The following is a 20,710-nucleotide window of genomic DNA, read 5'->3' as shown; positions in this document are numbered from 1 at the left end:
CCCTGGGTTACCCCTTCTACTTATGTTTTTTTTCTTACTAACTACTCTGGGGGGGTCTTTTTGTTGGGTTTTTGACGTTTTTTGTCTGTGCGCCGCCGGGGGGGCGGGGCGCCACAGTCGATCTTGATTGACCGGTGGTCAGGACTTGAGGGTCCAGCGGGGGCCCTGGGGGCCGTCCTCGATCGAGAGACCCGACTGGTTCAGCTGGTCACGGATGGCGTCGGCGGTCGCCCAGTCCTTGCGGGCGCGGGCCGACTCACGCTGGTCGAGGACGAGTCGTACGAGACTGTCGACGACCCCGTGCAGGTCTTCGCCCTTCTCGGCCCCGCCGGACCAGTGTGCGTCGAGCGGGTCGAGGCCGAGCACGCCGAGCATGGCACGGACCTCGGCGAGGCGGGCGACGGCGGCTTCCTTGTCGTCGGCGGCCAGCGCGCTGTTGCCCTGCCGGACGGTGGTGTGCACGACGGCCAGTGCCTGCGGGACGCCCAGGTCGTCGTCCATGGCCTCGGCGAAGGCCGGCGGCACCTCGGACGAGGGCTCGACGGCTCCCCCGGCCAGCTCCACCACGCGCTGCACGAACCCCTCGATCCGCGCGAACGCCGCCTCGGCCTCGCGCAGCGACTCCTCGCTGTACTCGATCATCGAGCGGTAGTGCGGGGTGCCGAGGTAGTAACGGAGCACGATCGGGCGCCACGCCTTGACCATCTCGGAGACGAGGACCGAGTTCCCGAGGGACTTCGACATCTTCTCGCCGCTCATGGTGACCCAGGCGTTGTGCACCCAGTACTGGGCGAAGTCGTCGCCGTAGGCCTTGGCCTGGGCGATCTCGTTCTCGTGGTGCGGGAAGATCAGGTCGAGGCCGCCGCCGTGGATGTCGAAGGCCTCGCCGAGGTACTTGTGGGCCATCGCCGAGCACTCCAGGTGCCAGCCGGGTCGGCCGCGGCCCCACGGCGTCTCCCAGCTGGGCTCGCCCGGCTTCACGGCCTTCCACAGCGCGAAGTCCCGCTGGTCCCGCTTGCCGGTCTCGCCCTCGCCCTCCGGCTGGCGGAGGTTGTCCAGCTCCTGGTTGGAGAGCTGGAGGTAGTCCGGGTAGGAACGCACGTCGAAGTAGACGTTGCCGTCGGCCTCGTAGGCGTGCCCGCGCTCGATCAGCCCGCGCATCATCTCGATCATCTCCGGCACGTGCCCGGTCGCCCGGGGCTCGTACGTCGGCGGGAGGCAGCCGAGCGCGGTGTAGCCGTCGTTGAACGCGCGCTCGTTCTCGTAGCCGATCGCCCACCAGGGGCGGCCCTGGTCGGCGGACTTGACGATGATCTTGTCGTCGATGTCCGTGACGTTCCGGATGAACGTCACGGCATAGCCGCGGTATTCGAACCAGCGGCGCATGATGTCGAAGTTCAGGCCGGAGCGGATATGGCCGATGTGCGGTGCCGCCTGCACGGTGGCACCACAGAGGTAGATCGAGACACAGCCCGGCGCGAGCGGGGCGAAGTCACGGATCTGCCGGGCGTTGGTGTCGTACAGGCGAATGGTCACGGGACCTAGGGTAGTGGGCCGACGGGAGTGGGTGGGACCGGTATGTACAGCGCCGTGGTCCGGTGCGGGTGCGCCGTGGCTTGTCGCGCCCCCACGGCGGAGCCGCTGAGTGAATACCGCCCTGCGCCCCTTACGTAGGACCCCTCACGCTTGCTTGGCCACCAACGCCGTTGCCACCGCCATAAGGCCCTCTTCCCTTCCCGGAAATCCGAGACCGTCCGTCGTCGCCCCGGAAACCGAAATCGGTGCCCCCGCCGCGTCCGAAAGGATCTTCTCCGCCTCGTCGCGGCGCTTGCCGATCTTCGGGCGCGGTCCTACGACCTGTACGGCGACGTTCCCGATCAGGAATCCGGCGTCGCGGACGATCCGCGCCGCCTCGGTCAACAGCGTGACGCCCGACGCGCCCGACCACTCCGGGCGCCCGGTGCCGAAGTGCTGACCGAGGTCGCCCAGGCCCGCCGCCGAGAACAGCGCGTTGCACGCGGCGTGCGCGACCACGTCCGCGTCCGAGTGGCCGGCCAGGCCCGGGCCCTCGCCCTCCCATTTCAGGCCGGCGCACCACAGCTCGCGGCCCTCCTCGAAGGCGTGGATGTCGGTGCCGATCCCCACCCGCGGAAGCAGCGGCAGCTCAGAAGCCATCGTTGAGCCTCCTGCGGGCCAGGACCGCCTCCGCGAGGACCAGGTCGAGGGGGCGGGTGACCTTGAAGGCCTCCTCGTGGCCGGGGACGACCACGACCCGTTCGCCGAGCTGTTCCACCATGCTGGCGTCGTCGGTGACGTTGTCGGTGACCGTCTCGTGGGCGCGGACCAGCGTCGCCCGGTCGAAGCCCTGGGGGGTCTGCACCGCGCGCAGGCGGGCGCGCTGCGGGGTGGCGACGACCGGCTCGGGGGCGCCCTGGACCGTCGCCGGCTCGACCTCCTTGACCGTGTCGGCGAGCGGAAGGGCGGGGACGACCGCGGGGGCGCCGTCGCGGACCGCCTGGATCACGGCGTCGACCGTGTCGACGGGGACCAGCGGGCGGGCCGCGTCGTGGACGAGGACGATGTCGTAGTCGGGGGGCAGCGCGTCCAGGCCGAGCTGGACGGACTCCTGGCGGGAGTCGCCGCCCGGGACGACGAGGAAGTCGGTGCGGTCGGGCAGCGCGTGCGCGTCGAGGAGTGACTTGACCTCGGGCGCGCCGTCGGACGGGGCCACGACGACGACCAGGGAGACCGCGCGGGAGGCGGCCAGCGCGCGCACGGCGTGGATGAGCATGGGCGTGCCGTTCAGCGCGCGCAGCGCCTTGGGGGCGCCCGGACCGAGCCGTACGCCCCGGCCGGCGGCGGGAATCACGGCGGCGGTACGCAGTTCCGTACGCGAAGGACGCGAATCGTCAGACATCGGTTCCTGTCAGGTTTGTGTGCGGGCCTGGCGTGGGTATGGCCTGGGAAGTGCCGGGCGCGACGCCTTGACCGGACCCTTCCGTGACACTGGTCGAGCCAGCAGCCCGGGCCCGGCACGCCTAGTATCGGCGGTTTCCGCCGGGGCCGGGGGGTCCGAGAGCGCGAGTTCCGGGCACGGACATGCCGCAGCGCCCGGCGACAGGTGTGTCATCGGGCACCGCGGCATTTCAGTGTGCGGAGTCTCGGTGTGCCGAGTTGGACGGCGTCAGGACGCGAGGACCTCGTCGAGCAGGGCCTCGGCCTTGTCCTCGTTGGTGTTCTCCGCGAGGGCGAGCTCGCTCACCAGGATCTGGCGGGCCTTGGCGAGCATCCGCTTCTCACCGGCGGAGAGTCCGCGCTCGCGCTCACGACGCCACAGGTCACGCACGACTTCCGCGACCTTGATGACATCGCCGGAGGCGAGCTTCTCCAGGTTTGCCTTGTAACGACGGGACCAGTTCGTGGGCTCCTCGGCGTACGGCGCGCGCAGCACCTCGAAGACCCGGTCCAGCCCGTCCTGACCGACCACATCACGCACGCCGACGAACTCCGCATTGTCCGCTGGCACACGTACCGTCAGGTCACCCTGGGCGACCTTCAGCACCAAGTAGGTCTTGTCCACGCCTTTGATCTGGCGAGTTTCGATAGCCTCGATCAGCGCGGCCCCGTGATGGGGATAGACCACGGTGTCGCCAACCTTGAACGTCATGTGACAGGTACCCCTTCCGTGGCTATCCAGGGTAACACGGAAACCGGCGGTTCTGAATGGCGTTTTCGCAGGTCAGAGCATATCTCGGGGCTTGACAACAGCAACAGGAACGTGCTGCGCAGGCCGTCCGGAAGCAGGTATTCGCAGGTCGGAGCGGCTCTTCGGGCGAGGTGAAACGCGTACGTTACACGCCTCCGGACGGCCGCCCAAGTGGCCGAACGTCCCCATATGTCCACTTCCAAGCGTACGACTTCCGCTACTCCGTTCGGATGCCGATGTCGGATCAGGGACGTTTCCGGAATTGATCACAGGCGTCCGACCGAACGGTACGTGATCAATTTCCCCGGCGGTCGCGCATTCCTTCACGGAAATTTTGCGCGCGGTGTTGCGAGCGAGTTATGTGAATGCCTGACGAGCGCCCCCCAAAGTGACCGGGGAGTCACTTGTGGGGCCCTGGGGGCGCAGCTGCTCAAGAGAAGCGAGGGGCTTGGGGAGGGTCGGGTGCGTCGACGCGGGAACGGCTCGGTAACCTAAGGCCGCTGACAGACACTTAGGGCGGCTTTATAGGAGCCGCCCGTGCGTTCAAGGAGTAGCCGCCGCCGTGAGCAGCAGCCTTCGACGCGGCGCCCTCGCCGCCTCCGCCATCGCCGTCTCCGTCGCCTCGCTCGCCGCATGCGGTGCCGGCAACAACTCCCAGACGCTGGAGATCAAGCCGGACAACGCCGCGACGAGTGTCGGCGACATCAAGGTCCAGAACGCGACCGTGATCACCCAGCCCGACCTCACCTCGACCGGCCCGGCCGTGGTCACCGCGACCATCTTCAACACCGGCACCGAGCCCGAGACGCTGCAGTCGATCGTCGTCGCCGGCACCAACAAGACCGCCGAGCTGCACGCCACCAAGTCCCAGCCGCTGACCATCCCGGGCGGCGGCCGGCTGATCCTGGGCGGCAAGGGCAACGCCTCCGCGGTGCTGGGCAGCAGCCGCGAGGCGGTCAAGGACGGCAACGCGCAGAAGGTCACGTTCACCTTCAGCAAGACGGGTGATGTGAGCCTGCGCGCGTTCGTCGTGCCCGCCGAGAGCTTCTTCACGGGCTGGGGCCCGAGCGCGGTCCCGTCGGCCTCGGCCTCCGCGTCCTCGTCCGCCTCCGCCTCGTCCTCCACCTCCGGCTCCCCGGCGGCGGGCTCCACGGCGAGCGAGAGCGCCAAGGGCAAGAACAAGGCGTCCGAGAGCGCCACCCCGAGCGACTCGGCGTCGGAGTCGGCGAACGCGGGCTGAGCGGCAGCTGGAGACAGCTAGGGCGGGAACCTTGGTTATCGGTTCCCGCCCTTGGCGTTGCCGAGCTTTACGGCTCGAACTTTTGGCGCACCCTCAAGGGGATTCCTGCTTCACGGCATCGCGCCCGGATCGCTCCGGGTCCTACCAACGCTCCACAGGCGTTTAGCCTCTCCGTCCACCCGACGGCGAGTGTTGCTCAGCGTAGCCGAGGGGCGGCTTAGGGTTCGAACTTGTAGCCGAGGCCGCGGACCGTCACCAGGTACCTGGGCGCGCCCGGGTCCGGCTCGATCTTGGCGCGCAGACGCTTGACGTGGACGTCGAGGGTCTTGGTGTCACCGACGTAGTCGGCACCCCAGACCCGGTCGATGAGCTGCATACGGGTGAGGACGCGGCCCGCGTTGCGCAGCAGCATCTCCAGCAGGTCGAACTCCTTGAGGGGAAGGTCGACCTTGGAGCCGGAGACCGTCACCACGTGGCGGTCGACGTCCATGCGGACCGGACCGGCCTCGAGGGCGGCCGGGGTGACCTCCTCCGGCTCCCCGCGACGGCGCAGGACGGCCCGGATACGGGCGACCAGCTCGCGGGAGGAGAAGGGCTTGGTGACATAGTCGTCGGCTCCTATTTCGAGCCCGACAACCTTGTCGATCTCGCTGTCCTTGGCCGTCACCATGATGACGGGGACGTTGGACCGGCCGCGCAGCTGGCGGCAGACCTCGGTACCCGGCAGGCCGGGCAGCATCAGGTCGAGGAGGACGAGGTCGGCGCCGTTGCGCTCGAACTCGTCGAGTCCGTCGGGGCCCGTGGCCGCCACTGCGACCTCGAAGCCCTCCTTGCGGAGCATGTACGACAGGGCGTCGGAGAAGGACTCCTCGTCCTCGACGACGAGCACTCGGGTCACGGAAGGACCTCCGGGGCGGGAAGCGGTTCGTACGGGGATGACTCGGTGGTGCCGACCTCGTCATCGAGGTCGGGGTCGGGGTGCTGCGAGGCGCGGTCACGAGCCGCGCCCGCCTCCGGCAACCTGAGGGTGAACGTGGAGCCCTGACCTTCGGCGCTCCACACCGTGACCTCCCCGCCGTGCGAGGCGACCACGTGTTTGACGATGGCGAGACCGAGACCGGTACCGCCGGTGGCCCGCGAGCGGGCCGGGTCGACGCGGTAGAAGCGCTCGAAGATGCGCTCCTTGTCCTTGTCGGTGATGCCGATGCCCTGGTCGGTCACGGCAAGTTCGATCATGTCGCCGCCGGGTGCGTTGAGCCGACGGGCGGCTATCCCGACCCGAGTGCGGGCCGGGGAGTAGTTCACGGCGTTCTCGACCAGGTTGCCGAGGGCGGCGGCCAGCTGGCCGCGGTTGCCCCAGACGTGCAGGTCGGCCGTGCCACCGGCGGCCATGGTGATGTGCTTGGTGCCGGCCTGGTGGCGGCACCGGTCGATCGCCTCGGCGACGAGTTCGTCCACCCGGATGGGCTCGGCGTCCTCCAGCGGATCGTCGTTCTGCACTCTCGACAGATCGATGAGCTCCTGGACCAGGTTGGTCAGGCGCGTGGCCTCGATCTGCATACGACCGGCGAAGCGCTGCACGGCCTCCGGATCGTCCGAGGCGTCCATGACGGCCTCGGAGAGGAGGGAGAGTGCGCCGACCGGGGTCTTCAGCTCGTGGCTGACATTCGCCACGAAGTCGCGTCGTACCGCCTCGATCCTACGGGCCTCGGTGAGGTCCTCGACGAGGAGCAGTACGAGCCGGGAGCCGAGGGGCGCCACCCGGGCGGAGACGGCGAGCGCCTCTCCGCGTCCGGTGCCGCGCCTGGGCAGGTCCAGCTCGACCTGGCGTATCTCGCCGTCGCGCCGGGTGTCCCGGGCCATCTGGAGCATCGGTTCGACGGCGAGTTTGCCGCCGCGCACCAGTCCGAGGGCGTACGCCGCCGAGCTCGCCTTGACCACGATGTCGCCCTCGTCGAGGACCACCGCGGAGGAGCGCAGCACGCTCAGTACGGTGTCCACGCCCGGAGGCAGTACGGGGTCGGTGTGCAGAGAAGTCCTGGTCGGTCGCTTCTGGTCGCGTTCGCTCCAGCGGAACGCCAGCATGGCGATGACACCGGTAAGTACACCGGCGATCGCTGCCGCTGCGGCGACCGCCGCGTTCACGTCCATGCAAACAGGTTAAGCAGGGGGTACGACATCCCCACAGTCCGCGAGGTGTCAGCTCGAACACTCGTCGCCCAGAGTTCACCTTGGAGCCAGTATTGGTTCATTTGCGATGGCAGAAACGGACGCGCGGGGACCAGAACATGGGAGCGTGGGGTTCGCAGCTGGTTTCGGCCACGGGCCCCGGCTCACGGAGCCCTAGAACACACGTACGAGAGGGAACCCTGATGCGGGACGCGTACCACGAGGAACTCGACTCGATCGGCGACAGCCTGGTCGACATGGCCAGGCTGGTCGGATCGGCGATCGGGCGCGCCACGACGGCGATCCTCGACGCCGACCTCAAGCTGGCCGAAAGTGTCATCGAGGCCGACCAGAAGGTGGACGAACTCCACCACGACCTGGAGGCCCGGGCGATAGCCCTGCTGGCCCGCCAGCAGCCGGTGGCGACCGATCTGCGGATCGTCGTCACCTCCCTGCGGATGTCCGCCGACCTGGAGCGCTCCGGCGACCTGGCGCAGCACGTGGCGAAGCTGGCCCGGCTGCGCTACCCGGGGAACGCCATCCCCCACGACCTGCACGCGACCGTCCTGGAGATGGGACAGCTCGCACAGCGCCTGATGGCCAAGGCCGCCGAGGTGATCATCACCAAGGACGTCGACCTGGCCCTGCAGCTGGAGCAGGACGACGACGAGATGGACCTGCTGCACCGCACGATCTTCCAGCACCTGCTGGACGACCGCTGGAAGCACGGCATCGAGACCGCCGTCGACGTGACGCTGCTCGGCCGCTACTACGAGCGGTACGCCGACCACGCGGTCGCCGTCGCCAAGCGCGTCGTCTTCCTGGTCACGGGCGAGCACGCGGACGAGCTGCAGCCGGACATCCAGCCGGTGACGGGCGTCGACGGGGCCTGACCCCCGGCGGTTCCCCCTTGCGGTTCCGTTGGCCGGTCGGGGGCTCGCGGGGTGCGGGTCGGGCGTGCGGGCGCCACTGTGCGCCGTTGATGCGCCCAGTGAAACGGGCATGAAATGGGCAGGGCACCACGCCCTGCCTCTAGGGACCTCTAGGAGGGATCCATGGCCGAATCCCCCAGCACCACGCCCGACCCCACGCAGCAGCGCGAGACCGACCAGCCCGCCGAGATCAAGAACCTTCTGGTCATCGGCGCCTGCGGGTGCGGCTCGGGCTGCGGCTGCGGCTGCCAGTCGGGCAGCCCCTGCCAGTGCGGCTGAGCACCCACCCGACGTACGGCCAAGGGCCCCCGACTCCGGTCGGGGGCCCTTTGTACTGCCTGGGGGCCCTTTGTGCCGCCTGGGGCCCTTCGTACTGTCGGAGCCCTTCGTGCCGGTGGCCCACGGCGGCCGGGCGGCCTACCGCCGTCAGGTGGCGGGCAGGCCGGCGAGCCAGTCGACGAGCAGCCGGTTGATGTCGTCGGGCCGCTCCTGCTGGATCCAGTGCCCGCAGCCGTCCAGGACATGCGAGGAGACCAGGCCGGGCAGGGTGACCGGGTACGCCTCGATGGCCTCGGCCAGCCAGGTCGTGGAGGCGTCGAGGCTGCCGCCTGCGAACAGGGAGGGCTGGGTGATCGGGGCACCGTCGTAGGCGGCGAGGTCCTCCCAGTCGCGGTCCATGTTCCGGTACCGGTTGAGCGCCCCGGTGAGTCCGGTGCGCTCGAACTCCCCGGCATAGACGTCGAGGTCCCGCTCACCGAGCCAGCCGGGCAGCCGGCCGACGGGGAACCGATCCCGCAGGGTGCCCCGCGCACCGACGAAGTGGGGGTCGGGAGCGGCGGGCCCGGGCATGGTGTCGGCGGAGAAGGCGGCGTAGAACCCCGCGAGCCACCCGCGTACATCGGGCTCGATCTCGGCCTCGGCCCGCCCCGCCTCCTGGAAGTACGAGACGTAGAACTCCCCGCCCCCGTCCCCGCTGCTCATCTGCGCGAAGACGTCACTGGGCCGGGGCCCGCCGCGCGGGGCGTACGGCACACTCAGCAGCCCCACGGCCCGGAAGACGTCGGGCCTGAGCAGCGCGGAGTTCGCGGCGATGGTGGAACCCCAGTCATGGCCGACGACCACGGCCGACTGCTCGCCGAGCGCACGCACCACGAAGGCGTTGTCCTCGACGAGTTCGGCCATCCGATAGGCGTCCGGCGCGACCGGCTTGCCGGAACGCCCGTACCCCCGCACATCGATGGCGACGGCCCGGTATCCCGCCGCGGCCAGCACCGGCAGCTGGTGCCGCCAGGAGTACCAGCCCTCAGGAAATCCGTGCACGAGCAGCACGAGGGGCCCGGCCCCCTGCTCGACAAGATGAACCCGCCGTCCGCCACCGGAAACAACCCGATGCGTACCCTCCATGATCCCTCCTCGGTCTCGGCCTTGTCGCCTCACCAGGGATCATGCGAGCACCGCGACCGGGACCACGACCGCGTTTGCCGATCCGGCAAACCGGCGAATCTCGTTGCCGACGACGACCGGGCTTCGCCGACGGCCGGAGAGAGCCCTGTCGGCACCGTCAGCGCACCGCCTTCGAGGCGCGGGCCGGAGCCGGTGTGTGCCGACTCCGGCGCGGAGGTGCGATGTGTTACTTGACGTCGACGAAGTCGCCCGCGGCCGAGACGGCCGGGGTGGTGGCCGTACCGGCGAACGAGTAGCGCCAGTAGCCGTCGGCGGTCGCCTGGTAGGTCGTCTTGAGGTTGCCGTGGCTGTCCGTGGAGATGGTCTTGAGGGTCTTGTAGGTGCTGGTCCCCTTCTTGCGGAACTGCAGCTTGACCTTCTGCCCGGTGTAGCCGGCGTACTTGTGGGTCTCCCAGTTCGCCCGGGTGAGAGCACCGGTGACGGTGAGGGTCTTGCCCTTCTTGACCGGCTCGGGCGCGGCGTTGGTGGTGAGCTTGGACAGACGGCGGACCGTGGGAGAAGTCTGCCCGGCCAGTTCGGTGGTGCCGATCTTGCTCACGTCGGCCGGGTCCCCGGGCTTCTGGCCGTTGTAGGCGATCGCCCAGGCCACGGCGTGCCACTTCGCTCCGGCGTCGGCGTTGTGCAGGTCCGAGCGGGGGTAGATGTCGACCTTCCCCTTGCAGGACATGCCGGTGACGACCTTCTCGGACGAGGACTCCGAGGAGGTCACGTCGCACGTCGCCGGCTGGTCGCCGTAGAGGTCGCTCGTCGGCTTGGTGGCGGAGCCACGGTAGAGGTCGAGACCGACGTAGAAGTCGGGTGCCGAGACGTCCACGTTGGTGGCGGTGAGGTTGAAGCTGTAGGACACGTGCACGATGGCATCCGTGCCGACGGCCACCGCGGACTTGCCGGCGGCGACCTTCACCTTGGAGAAGGTGACGGCCAGTGCGTAGGGCTGCTTGGCGGTTGCGGCGGTGGCCGTGAAGGCGGTACGCCCGCTGGCGTCGGCGGAAGAGCCGGTGAGCTGCCAGGGCCGTACGGAAGCCGGGGCATCGGCGGCGGTGGCGGCCGGGACGGCGGCCAAGGTCAGCGCGGCGGCGGCGCCGCAGGCGACGGCGACGGCCGCGGTGGTGCGAGTACGCATGCGTTCTCCGTGTCAGACGCTCCGGCAACGACAGCGGTGAGCCGCCGCTCCCGGAGCAGAAAAATCCATGGGCCGACCGAACCCGGTCGGCGTTGGTATGTGACTGAGACACGCCAAGCCGGGGGAAGGTTGTGCGGGACGGCGAACCGGTCGGGGGTGCCGTCACCGGCCGTCGACCAGCCCGCGTTGACCCGCCTTCCGCGTGCCGCTCCGCCAGTCGCTAGCGTGTCCGCGTGATTTCTACCGATGATCGGCAGTTCCCTGCGGCCCTCGCCGCCGCTCTGGCGGTCCCGTTCGACTATGACGACGGCGACGGTGTGGACTTCGAGCCCTTTCCGGCCTTCCGGTCCGGTGCGGAGACCACTGACTGGTTCCGGGCCTGGACGGGTAACGCGGAGTTGGACGGCGACAACTTCCGGGTGTTCGGCAAGCACGGCTCAGGCGGATACGCAGCGTTCTGGCTCGTCCGCCCGCACCGCCCGCTCGTCGACCAGCCTGTGGTCTTCCTCGGTTCCGAGGGTGAGACCGGTGTCGTGGCGCGTGACCTGGGTGCCTTCTTGTGGCTGCTGGCCGGGGGATACGGCCCTTGGGAAGCGGCCGCCTCAGACGAGCCCGACTGGACCCCCCGCCACAACCACGAACTGGCGGCTGTCGCCGAGCGCTTCGCGGCCGACCGCAAGCAGTCGGCGGCTGCTGTCATCGAGCAGGCGACCCGAGAGTTCCCGGACTTCGATGACACCGTCATGGAGCTCTGCCGCTGACCGGCCTCGCACCCGGCCGCACTCTGCTCGGCTGTCAACCTGGGCGTCCCGGGCTGGTCACGTCTCATCGAAGTTTGAGCGAGTGCCCCCGCCCCCATGAGTATGCGTACTCACGTGCAGGGGGAGGCGTGTTCGGAGACTGTGCGTATGAGACGAATCTCTGCCTTGAGCAGCCTGTTCGCCCGCTCCTCGCGCCGCCCGCGGCTCACCCTCGCGATAACCGCGCTCGCTGCGCTCGCACTTGGCGCGTGCGGCACCGAGAAGACGAACGCCGGCGGAGAGCGGATCAAGCCCACAGACGTCGTCGGAGGCCAGTCCGACGCGGCCTTCACGGCGATGCTGGACAAGGTCGCGCAGTCGTGCCCCCCGAGCGCCCCGCCAGAGCCGCCGCCGAGCGGTGCGGCGCACACACTGCCGTCCGATGAGGTGGAGACACCGCCGAGCGACGCGGTCGAGCCCGTCGCCCCCACGGCGGGTCCGGAAGTGGAGCTGAACGCTCGCGACTGGTGCGCGAGCTCCCTTCATGAACAGCGCATCACCCAGGCGCTCTGGGATCTGGTGGAACCCACCCCGACCAAGGTCAGGGCGATCCTGAACGACCTCGGCTATGTCGACGAGCGCATCCACGGCCTCAAGCAGTCCGGCGCGACCACACGGTTCTTCCTCGACCTGCGTGACAAGGGTGGACGGCTGTGCCTGGAGGGCTCGGCAGCCGGCGAGAAGACCGTCGTCGACAAGTGCGTAGCCCCCGCGACCGGCCCGTTCACGGCTGACGAGCGGAAGCGGTGACCACCGGCTTGGTGTAGTCGGCATACACCGCTACGACCCCGAACTGCGCACTCGACCTTCAGCAGTTCAGTGCTTCCGCACCATGGCCGACGTGGGCGCCGACTGAGGCTGACGGTAAGGCGAGATCCGCCTGGGTCAGCCTGTGTTCGCGCCCCCGAAGGACGGCAAGTGGCCGAGGTCCAGAAAACGCCCCCGACTCGCGCCGTTTGCGCAGTTCGGGGGCATGATCACAAACCCTACTTCTTCTTGCCCTGGGTCTGGGGGGCCCGTTTCTGATGTCCGTCGATCAGGTCGGCGGCGTGTGGGGTGGGTCAGGGACAGCCGGGTCCGGTGGAGGGGTTGAAACAGGCGTTGGGGCCGGGGCCGCCGTCGTTGGTGTTGGTACCGGGGCCGCCGAAGAGGGCGTCGTTGCCGGGACCGCCGAAGAGGGCGTCGTTGCCGTTGCCGCCGTTCAGGCTGTCGGCGCCGTTGCCACCCTCGATGCGGTCGTTGCCGTCACCGCCGGACAACGAGTCGTTGCCGTCGCCGCCGCAGATGAGGTCGTTGCCACCGCGGCCGTCGACCACATCGCTGCCGCCGAGAGCGAAGATCACATCGTCGCCGGGAGTGCCGACCAGGAAGTCGGGGCCGTTGGTGCCGGTGATGGTCGGCGTGGCGGTCGCGCAGGTGGGGGGGACCGGCTCGTAGGTGATGGTCACCTGGGCCGGTCCCGCGGCAGGTCCGGAGGTACCACCCGTGGGGACGCGGTTCGACGCACCACCGCCGCCACCGGGGCCGAAAGTGGGAGGGGGGTTATGGAGACGGTTGCAGCCTCCGCCGCCGCCTCCACCGAACCAGCCGCCCCCGCCTCCGCCGGCCCCGAAGCCGCTTCCGCCGTTGCCGCCCGCACCGCCGGTGCCCGGAGTGCCGGATCCACCGCCGAAGGGGCATGCGGCTCCGCCCGCGCCGCCGGCTGTCTGGGTTCCGCCGCCGCCGCCCTGGCCGCTGTCCATTCTGTCGCCGCCGGCCCCCCCGGTGTTTCCGGCGTTTCCGCCGGTGGCCTCCAGGTTGGGGAATCCGGAGACGCCGCTTCCGCCGCCGCCTCCTCCGCCCGCGACGATGAGGCGGGGGTCGGTGCCGGGGACGCCGGTCAGGGTGCAGCCGGGGCCGGCCGAGCTGCAGGTGCGGACATCGCTGGAACCGCCGCCGGCACCGCCCGTAGACCCCCCTCCGCCGCCGGCGCCCCCGCCCGTGCCGACGTTGACATAGAGGGTGGTGGTGCTGGGCGGCACGGTGACGGTGCCGGTGACGGTGGCGCCGTTGCCGCCTGCGCCGCCGTCGGCCCCGTTCTGGCCCGCGGCGCCTGTGGCGGTGACGGTCAGTTGGGTGACGCCGGCCGGGACGGTGAAGGGCTGGTCGGCGCCCGCGTTGAAGGTGACGGTCACGGGCACCGCCGCAGCAGCGGGCGTGGCCGTGGGCACCACCAGGGCCGCCGGCAGCGCCACCGTGGCGAGCAGGACGGCAGCACGCCGAGCCGGGCGCCGCAGCCACTCACCAGCGGCTTTGGCACCACGTCGCTGGAAAATGGCATGTCGCAGGGTCGGTCTCACGATGGGGAACTCCTCGACAAAGAGCGCGGCACTCAGGACGTGCCACGGACGTCGGTTGATGCTCAGGCCCCAGCCGGGACCGCCCGACGATCAAGCCACACCCGCCCTGGGCGGCCCTCCAGACACACCGTCATACCGCGCGCGATCCACCGACCAGCCGCTGCCCGACCACGAACTCGGTCCTGTGATCCGTAGGCGTGTTCACCCCACATGAGCACCGAGGGCCCACAGTGGGCCCAGGCCGTGAGAATGCCCCCGCACCGCGCCGTATGCGCAGGTCGGGGGCATGATCACCAAACCTACTTCTTCTTGCCCTGGTTCTTCACTGCCTCGATCGCCGCTGCCGCTGCCTCCGGGTCGAGGTAGCGGCCGCCCGGGGTGAGGGGCTTGAAGTCGGTGTCGAGGTCGTAGAAGAGGGGGATGCCCGTCGGGATGTTCAGGGACGCGATGTCGGCGTCCGAGATGCCGTCGAGGTGCTTGACCAGTGCGCGCAGGCTGTTGCCGTGGGCGGCGACCAGGACCGTGCGGCCGGTCAGGAGGTCGGGGACGATGCCGTCGAACCAGTACGGGAGCATGCGGACGACGACGTCCTTCAGGCACTCCGTCTGCGGGCGCAGCTCCGGCGGCAGCGTGGCGTAGCGCGGGTCGTCGAACTGGGAGTATTCGGAGTCGCGGTCCAGCGGCGGCGGCGGGGTGTCGTACGAGCGGCGCCAGAGCATGAACTGCTCCTCGCCGAACTCCGCGAGGGTCTGCGCCTTGTCCTTGCCCTGGAGCGCGCCGTAGTGGCGCTCGTTCAGGCGCCAGCTGCGGTGGACCGGGATCCAGTGGCGGTCGGCCGCTTCGAGGGCGAGCTGTGCCGTGCGGATCGCGCGCTTCTGGAGGGACGTGTGCACCACGTCCGGGAGAAGGTCGGCGTCCTTCAGGAGTTCACCGCCGCGGACTGCCTCCTTCTCGCCCTTCTCGTTGAGGTTGACGTCCACCCAGCCGGTGAACAGGTTCTTCGCGTTCCACTCGCTCTCGCCGTGGCGGAGGAGGATCAGCTTGTACGGTGCGTCGGCCATGGGTCAGAGCGTAATCCACGTATTCGGGGCGGAGAGCCGCCGCCCGGAGGGCGTCCCAGACGTCGGACAGTTGACTGCTTTTGTTAATTGAGTGGCTCAGTTGAGCGGGTCGAAAGTAAGGTCCGATCATCTCAAGCAGCACTTACGCCTTGCCCTGGGGGAGCCATGCCGTCCGTCGCCCTGCGACGCGCTGTCCGGGAGACCGTCTCCGGTCTGCCCCGTGAGTTCTGGTGGCTGTGGACCAGCACCCTCGTCAACCGGCTGGGCGCCTTCGTCGCCACGTTCATGGCGCTGTATCTGACGCTGGACCGGGGGTACAGCGCCTCCTACGCCGGGCTTGTCGCCTCCCTGCACGGACTGGGCGGGGTCGTCTCCGCCCTCGGCGGCGGGGTGATGGCCGACCGGCTGGGGCGGCGGCCGACCATGCTTCTCGCACAGGGCTCGACCGCGGGGGCCGTCGCGCTGCTCGGCTTCGTGCACGATCCCGTCGCCATCGCCGGCGTCGCCTTCCTCGTCGGCATGGCCTCCAACGCCTCCCGGCCGGCCGTGCAGGCGATGATGGCCGACATCGTGCGGCCGCAGGACCGGGTGCGGGCGTTCTCGCTGAACTACTGGGCCATCAATCTCGGGTTCGCCGTGTCGTCCATGGGGGCCGGGTTCATCGCCGAGTTCAGCTATCGCGCCGGGTTCCTGATCGAGGCCGGGATGACAGCCGTCTGTGCCGTCCTCGTCTTCGCCAAGGTGCCCGAGTCGCGGCCGGAGCGCGCCACCAAGGGGGGCGGCACCAAGGACGGGGCGGTCAGCCTCGGGACCGTGGTGCGTGACGGGCGGTACATGGCCGTCGTCGGACTGTCCTTCCTTGTCGCCCTGATCTTCCAGCAGGGGTCCGTCGGGCTGCCGGTGGCGATGGGCGAGGCCGGGTTCTCGCCCGCCGACTACGGCATGGCCATCGCGGTGAACGGCGTGCTGATCGTCGTGCTCCAGATTCCCGTCACGCGGGTGATCGAGCACCGTGATCCGCGGTCGCTGCTCGTCGTCTCGTCCCTCCTCGCGGGATACGGGTTCGGGCTCACCGCCTTCGCCGGGTCCGTCGGTGTCTTCGCGCTCACCGTGTGCGTGTGGACGCTCGCCGAGATCGTCAACGCGCCGACCCAGACGGGGCTGGTGGTGCGGCTCTCGCCGGTGCACGGGCGGGGTCGCTATCAGGGCATGTACACGCTGTCCTGGTCCGCCGCCGCCCTCATCGCGCCGCTGATGTCCGGTGTCGTCATCGACCGGTTCGGGGCGCGGTGGCTGTGGGGGGTGTGCGCGGTCGTGGGGACGGCGGCGGCGTTCGGGTACGGCGTTCTCATGCGGCGGCTGCCGGACGAGCGAACCCCGGCCGTGAAGGACACGATCACAGGGGCGGGCGCCGACGCGGATGCCGACGCCGCCGAGGTCGACGCAGAGGTCGAGGCAGAGGCGCGCGCCTGACCGGCTCGCGCCCTGTCCTCGACGCGGCCCGCGGGGCCCGTCCGGGGCCGGGTCAGTTCGTGCAGCCGGTCACCACGACCGGGCTTCCCGCGCAGTTGGTCGGGATGTTGCGGGTGATGGTCGAGGCGATGACCGTGAACTGGTTGTTCGTGAAGACGCCGCCGGGCGCCACCGTGGAGGCGTTGTTGCGGACGTGGGTGTGGTCGAGGGTGACCGAGCCGGCGTTGTTGTAGATGCCGCCGGCCTGGGAGTTGCCGTTGCCGTTCGCGCTGTTGCGGAGGACCTCGCTGCCCTTCACGACGAGCACGGCGGTGCTCGTGGTGTTGGAGATGCCACCCCCGAGGCCCGCCGTGCCTCCGACGACGTTGCCGCTGACCTCGGTCTTCTCCAGCCTCAGGTTCGACAGGTTCTGGATGCCGCCGCCCACGGTACCGGTGGTCGTGTTGTTCGCGATCTTGCTGTCGCTGAACTCCAGCGATCCAGCCCCGCCGTTGGTGACGCCGCCACCGCCGACGGCCGATGTGTTGCGCCTGACGAGGCTCGCGTGCACGAAGGTGTTGCCGGCGACCCGGGCGAGAGCACCGCCGACGTTCCGGGCGTGATTGCGGCTGAGTTCGGAGTCGTCCACGCTCACGGTTCCCCCGCTGTACAGCCCGGCACCGTTGAGCGCGTTGTTGAAAGCGATCCAGCCACGCCGTACGACCGCCGTGGCGCCCGCCGGCACCGCCACACCGCCGCCGCTGCCCGACGCGGTGTTGTCGATCACGTCGACGCCGACCAGCGTGAGCTTGCCGCCGGAGTCCACCAGAATGCCCCCGCCGTCGCCGCTGATGCTCCCGCCGCGGACGGCGAGGTCCTCCAGGCGGAGGTTGCCACCGGAGTTGACATGGAAGATCCGGAACGCTGCGGTCCCGTTCCCGTCACGGACGATCGTCGCGCCGTTGCCCCGGATCGTGAGCCTCTGGACGATGGTCGGCAGACCCTCACCGCTGGTGAAGGCAGAGGTCAGATGGTAAGTGCAGGCAGGTGCGAGGGATAGTGTCTCGCCCGGCGACGCCGCGACGATGGCAGTGGTCAGTGCCGTCGTGCTACAGGGAACCTGGGTCCCGTCATCCTGGCCGACGGCGGCCGCCGGTCCGCCCGTCACGCCCGTCACGCTCGCGACGACCGCCGCCGCCACCGCCACCGCTGCCATGCTGCTGAATCTGATGAGTCGCATGACAGTCAGATGCGTCGTTCGCCAGGGAAGCGCGCGAGTGTGATGATCGGATCACCCGGTCACGCCATGTGATTCCTCCGACCGGCCCAGTCCGCCGGTTCACGGATACATCCGGCCTTCACGGATACACCCGGCCTCACGGATGCATCCGTGCCCCCTTCAGTACCTTGTCCACCCCGTTCCGCGCCCCGTACACCGCGAGCCCGACCAGGTCCAGCTGTGCCGTCGGTACCGCCCGGACCGCCGCGCGGTTGTCACGGTCGTTGCCGGTGGCGAAAAGGTCCGCGGTGAACACGGCCCGGGGCAGGGCCCGGCTCAGCGCCCGCTCGTGCGCCGCCGTGACCGTCTCCTTCGTGCCCTCGAAGACCAGCACCGGCTGCCGGAACATCGGCAGGTAAGCCACCCCGTCGGCGTCCTCGTACGGCTCCCCGATCACCTCGGGGACCGTCGCGCCCAGGCCGCTGACCAGGAACGCGGTGACATTGAGGCGCTGCCACGGCTCCAGGTCCTCCCGCAGCAGCACAGCGATCTTGGTGTCGAAGCGAACGTCGGAGCGGACATCGGACCGGGCGTCGGAGCGGACGTCGGAAGGAGCGTCGGAAGGGACGTCGGAAGGGGTGGGCGCGATGGGTTCAGTGCTCATGCAATGAGACTGCCGATCGTCGTACGGCGTCGTCTTGTACGTTCTTTGCATGGCCGCCCGGCAGCACCTCACGGAGGAAGTCACCGCCTGGCGCCCCCGTGTCCCGGGCGTCACCGAGGTCTTCCACGCGCACTTCACCGAGTACGCGTATCCGATGCATGTCCATGACGCCTGGACGCTGCTCATCGTGGACGACGGCGCCGTACGGTACGACCTCGAACGGCATGAGCACGGCACCCCGGACGACACGGTCTCGCTGCTCCCCCCGCACGTGCCGCACAACGGCTCCCCGGCCACCGCGGACGGCTTCCGCAAGCGCGTGGTCTACCTGGACGGGACCCTTCTCGGGGACGAGCTCATCGGAGCCGCCGTCGACGGACCCGACCTGCGGGACCCGCTGCTGCGGCGGCGCGTAGGCCGGCTGCACGCCGCGCTCGCCCGCCCCGGTGACGAGCTGGAGGCCGAGAGCCGGCTCACCCTCATCGGCGAGCGGCTGCGCGACCTGCTCCGCCCCGGGCTCACGGCATCACCCGGACCCGCCGGCCCGGCCCTCGCCGGCGCCCTGCGCGAACTCCTCGACGAGCGGGTCGCCGAGGGGCTCGCCCTGGACGAGGCCGCACGGCTGCTGCACGCCCATCCGGCCCACCTGGTGCGGGCGTTCAGCAATGCGTACGGCATCGCACCGCACCAGTACCTGATGTCCCGCCGGGTCGGCCGCGCCCGCCGGCTGCTGCTCGACGGCGTCCCGCCCGGCGAGACGGCCACGGCCACCGGCTTCTACGACCAGGCGCATCTCACCCGGCACTTCAAGAAGCTGGTGGGGGTGACCCCGGGGCGCTACCGGGACAGCGCGCGCTGAGCCTCGTACAGGTTCCGCGGCCGCACCGCGTCCCAGGTGCCGTACAGCTCAAGGCGCGAGTGCAGGTCCCCGGTGAAGTCCGGTACGTCGATCTGGTCGAAGTCGGTCACCTCGTTGAGGCCGACCGTGGCGGACCAGGGGGCGAGGCCGTCGAGGCGCATCAGGCCCGCGCGGCCGTTGGTCACGCGCACGTTCCAGTGGGTGAAGCGGGCGCCGAACAGCGGCCCCGCGTTGGCGTCGCCGCCGTGCCGGCCGTCGTTGTTCACCGTGATGTCGGTGCGCACGTTGGCGAAGGGCAGGCCGCGGTGGGAGTCGAAGGTGCCCATCTGCATCTCGCCGCGCGACCACACGTTGTACGACGAGAGGCCCTCGACGTTGATGCCGTGGAGCTGGGTGTCGGAGGGGGCCGGGACCGTGCGCTGTTCGACCGTGAAGTCCTCGACGAGGTTGTCGTGCGAGCCCTCGCGGCAGAAGTAGGGATGGTGTTCGCCCCGGCCGCCGACCCGGGTGCGGCGCAGGGTGCAGGCGGAGGCGGCGACCAGGCCGAAGCCGTTGTCGACGTTGCGGACCGTGACGTCGTCCACCCAGCAGTCGTACGCGCACTGCAGGACGACCCCGTTGTAGCCCTTGTCGAGGAGGTGCGTGGACTGCGGGGTCTCGATCACGTCCAGGGTGAGCCCCTCGACCCCGGAGCCGGTCAGCTCACGTACGTGGGTGGTGAGTTGGGGGTTCCATTCGGGCCGGAGGTCCAGCGGCAGCGGGCGTTCCAGCGTCACCCGGTGTCCGCGCACGGCCGCCACCCGGACGGGCCATTCGTAGGGGACGTACGACAGCAGCTTGGTCTTGTCCTCCCAGTAGTACGCGGCCGGGCCGGGGCCGCCGCCCGACATGTGCTGGAGGAGGGTGTGGGCGGCGTCGTCCGAGACGCGGAGAAGGACCAGCCGGCCGGGGCGCAGGCGGGAGGGGTCGGCGACGGTGACCGTCCAATCGCCCCGGCGGGCGGGGGCGACCGGTGTCAACTGCTCCCACTCGTCCCGCTTGTTGCCGGTCCAGCCCTCGAACGGCCAGTTCTGCGCCTTGATCGCGGCGGTCAGGGAGTCCCAACGGGCCTTGGGCGCCAGCCAGATCAGGCCGCCCGCCCAGGACCACGCCGACTTCGTGCCGCCGTAGCGGGAGCCGTACGGGCCGATCAGCTCGGTGAGGTTCTTCGTCGCGTACAGGGTCGTACGGCCACTGCCGGCGCCGCGCAGCGCCACGTTGTCGTAGGCGAGGTGAACCAGGCCGTCGATGCGGAAGGTGCCGGGCGGGATGGTGACCGTGCCACCGCCGGCCCTGGCGGCAGCGGCGATGGCACGGTTGATCGCGGGGGCGCAGTCGGTGATGCCGTCGGCCACCGCGCCGTACGCGCGGACGTCGGCGACCACGGGAAGGCGGCGGATCCGTGCCGCTCCGGCCCGGCCGACGTACGGGATCTGCGGGTGGGTGAAGGGGGTGCGGGTGAACTCCCGCCAGAGGGAGGGCACTTCACCGCCCGCTGCCCCTGCTGCGGAGGCGGTCGGGTCCGCTGCCCGGGCGGTGGCGGCCGCCGCCTGGACAGTGGTGCCCGCCACGGCGGGCGCGGCGACCGCCGGGGCGCCGGCGGGGTGGCTCCGTCTCGGCATTCCGGGGTGGGCGCTGGTGAA

The 20,710-nt window shown here is 70.1% G+C and carries 20 protein-coding genes; 7 read left to right on the top strand and 13 right to left on the bottom strand.

Features of this window, described 5'->3' with window-relative positions; translation table 11 throughout:
* Window positions 1-138: 138 nt before the first annotated feature.
* From cysS to ACWGJB_RS30865, 4 genes are all read right to left on the bottom strand, one after another.
* Window positions 139-1,536 (bottom strand): cysteine--tRNA ligase, encoded by a 1,398-nt coding sequence (gene cysS, locus ACWGJB_RS30880; RefSeq protein WP_453383333.1) that lies wholly within the window; start codon window positions 1,534-1,536, stop codon window positions 139-141.
* 144 nt (window positions 1,537-1,680) lie between these two features.
* Window positions 1,681-2,175 carry a 2-C-methyl-D-erythritol 2,4-cyclodiphosphate synthase gene (ispF, locus tag ACWGJB_RS30875; RefSeq protein ID WP_453383332.1) on the bottom strand — a complete coding sequence of 165 codons (495 nt, stop codon included), beginning with the start codon at window positions 2,173-2,175 and terminating at the stop codon, window positions 1,681-1,683.
* A complete protein-coding gene (ispD, locus tag ACWGJB_RS30870) occupies window positions 2,165-2,917 on the bottom strand; it encodes a 2-C-methyl-D-erythritol 4-phosphate cytidylyltransferase (RefSeq protein ID WP_453383331.1) in 753 nt (250 codons plus the stop codon). Before ispD ends, ispF begins: the two co-directional genes overlap by 11 nt.
* A gap of 267 nt (window positions 2,918-3,184) precedes the next feature.
* Window positions 3,185-3,667 carry a CarD family transcriptional regulator gene (locus tag ACWGJB_RS30865; protein WP_003953493.1) on the bottom strand — a complete coding sequence of 161 codons (483 nt, stop codon included), beginning with the start codon at window positions 3,665-3,667 and terminating at the stop codon, window positions 3,185-3,187.
* 601 nt (window positions 3,668-4,268) lie between these two features.
* Here ACWGJB_RS30865 and ACWGJB_RS30860 point away from each other — a divergent pair.
* On the top strand, window positions 4,269-4,946 hold the full coding sequence (locus tag ACWGJB_RS30860; RefSeq protein WP_453383330.1) for a DUF461 domain-containing protein: 678 nt from the start codon (window positions 4,269-4,271) through the stop codon (window positions 4,944-4,946).
* A 217-nt stretch (window positions 4,947-5,163) separates the two neighbouring features.
* Here the strand turns inward: ACWGJB_RS30860 and ACWGJB_RS30855 are convergent, their stop codons facing one another.
* Complete coding sequence (locus ACWGJB_RS30855) at window positions 5,164-5,844, bottom strand: response regulator transcription factor (protein ID WP_010358452.1); 681 nt, start codon at window positions 5,842-5,844, stop codon at window positions 5,164-5,166.
* A complete protein-coding gene (locus tag ACWGJB_RS30850; protein ID WP_453383329.1) occupies window positions 5,841-7,097 on the bottom strand; it encodes a sensor histidine kinase in 1,257 nt (418 codons plus the stop codon). Before ACWGJB_RS30850 ends, ACWGJB_RS30855 begins: the two co-directional genes overlap by 4 nt.
* 221 nt (window positions 7,098-7,318) lie before the next feature.
* On the opposite strand from ACWGJB_RS30850, the gene phoU reads away from it, so the two are divergent.
* Together phoU and ACWGJB_RS30840 are read left to right on the top strand one after the other, a co-directional pair.
* Window positions 7,319-8,008 (top strand): phosphate signaling complex protein PhoU, encoded by a 690-nt coding sequence (gene phoU, locus ACWGJB_RS30845; protein WP_453383328.1) that lies wholly within the window; start codon window positions 7,319-7,321, stop codon window positions 8,006-8,008.
* A gap of 162 nt (window positions 8,009-8,170) precedes the next feature.
* The gene (locus ACWGJB_RS30840; RefSeq protein ID WP_360485864.1) at window positions 8,171-8,326 is read left to right on the top strand and encodes a hypothetical protein; all 156 of its coding nucleotides are present in this window, start codon (window positions 8,171-8,173) and stop codon (window positions 8,324-8,326) included.
* A 147-nt stretch (window positions 8,327-8,473) separates the two neighbouring features.
* Here the strand turns inward: ACWGJB_RS30840 and ACWGJB_RS30835 are convergent, their stop codons facing one another.
* Window positions 8,474-9,451 (bottom strand): alpha/beta fold hydrolase, encoded by a 978-nt coding sequence (locus tag ACWGJB_RS30835; RefSeq protein ID WP_453383327.1) that lies wholly within the window; start codon window positions 9,449-9,451, stop codon window positions 8,474-8,476.
* Between the two features lie 226 nt (window positions 9,452-9,677).
* Entirely contained in the window at window positions 9,678-10,634 is a 957-nt protein-coding gene (locus tag ACWGJB_RS30830) for a hypothetical protein (RefSeq protein ID WP_453383326.1), read from the bottom strand.
* 233 nt (window positions 10,635-10,867) lie between these two features.
* On the opposite strand from ACWGJB_RS30830, the gene ACWGJB_RS30825 reads away from it, so the two are divergent.
* Window positions 10,868-11,395, top strand: a complete 528-nt coding sequence (locus ACWGJB_RS30825; RefSeq protein ID WP_453383325.1) for an SMI1/KNR4 family protein — start codon at window positions 10,868-10,870, stop codon at window positions 11,393-11,395.
* Between the two features lie 147 nt (window positions 11,396-11,542).
* Window positions 11,543-12,184 carry a hypothetical protein gene (locus ACWGJB_RS30820; protein ID WP_453383324.1) on the top strand — a complete coding sequence of 214 codons (642 nt, stop codon included), beginning with the start codon at window positions 11,543-11,545 and terminating at the stop codon, window positions 12,182-12,184.
* Window positions 12,185-12,495: 311 nt separating this feature from the next.
* On the opposite strand, the gene ACWGJB_RS30815 is transcribed toward ACWGJB_RS30820, so the two are convergent.
* Window positions 12,496-13,773: a calcium-binding protein gene (locus tag ACWGJB_RS30815; RefSeq protein ID WP_453383323.1), complete on the bottom strand. Its 1,278-nt coding sequence runs from the start codon at window positions 13,771-13,773 to the stop codon at window positions 12,496-12,498.
* A 299-nt stretch (window positions 13,774-14,072) separates the two neighbouring features.
* Entirely contained in the window at window positions 14,073-14,834 is a 762-nt protein-coding gene (locus ACWGJB_RS30810) for a phosphoglyceromutase (RefSeq protein ID WP_453383322.1), read from the bottom strand.
* A 165-nt stretch (window positions 14,835-14,999) separates the two neighbouring features.
* On the opposite strand from ACWGJB_RS30810, the gene ACWGJB_RS30805 reads away from it, so the two are divergent.
* Entirely contained in the window at window positions 15,000-16,307 is a 1,308-nt protein-coding gene (locus ACWGJB_RS30805) for an MDR family MFS transporter (protein WP_453383321.1), read from the top strand.
* Between the two features lie 52 nt (window positions 16,308-16,359).
* On the opposite strand, the gene ACWGJB_RS30800 is transcribed toward ACWGJB_RS30805, so the two are convergent.
* A complete protein-coding gene (locus tag ACWGJB_RS30800; RefSeq protein WP_453383320.1) occupies window positions 16,360-17,526 on the bottom strand; it encodes a hypothetical protein in 1,167 nt (388 codons plus the stop codon).
* 136 nt (window positions 17,527-17,662) lie between these two features.
* Window positions 17,663-18,220: a DUF2000 family protein gene (locus tag ACWGJB_RS30795; RefSeq protein WP_453383319.1), complete on the bottom strand. Its 558-nt coding sequence runs from the start codon at window positions 18,218-18,220 to the stop codon at window positions 17,663-17,665.
* On the opposite strand from ACWGJB_RS30795, the gene ACWGJB_RS30790 reads away from it, so the two are divergent.
* Window positions 18,219-19,028, top strand: coding sequence for an AraC family transcriptional regulator (locus ACWGJB_RS30790; RefSeq protein ID WP_453383318.1), 810 nt, complete (start codon window positions 18,219-18,221; stop codon window positions 19,026-19,028). The genes ACWGJB_RS30795 and ACWGJB_RS30790 overlap by 2 nt on opposite strands.
* Here ACWGJB_RS30790 and ACWGJB_RS30785 read toward each other — a convergent pair.
* Window positions 19,007-20,689, bottom strand: coding sequence for a glycosyl hydrolase family 28-related protein (locus ACWGJB_RS30785; protein ID WP_453383454.1), 1,683 nt, complete (start codon window positions 20,687-20,689; stop codon window positions 19,007-19,009). The genes ACWGJB_RS30790 and ACWGJB_RS30785 overlap by 22 nt on opposite strands.
* Window positions 20,690-20,710: the final 21 nt, after the last annotated feature.

This window comes from Streptomyces sp. NPDC054813 (assembly GCF_053611365.1).
This window is presented reverse-complemented; position numbering and strand designations above follow the sequence as displayed.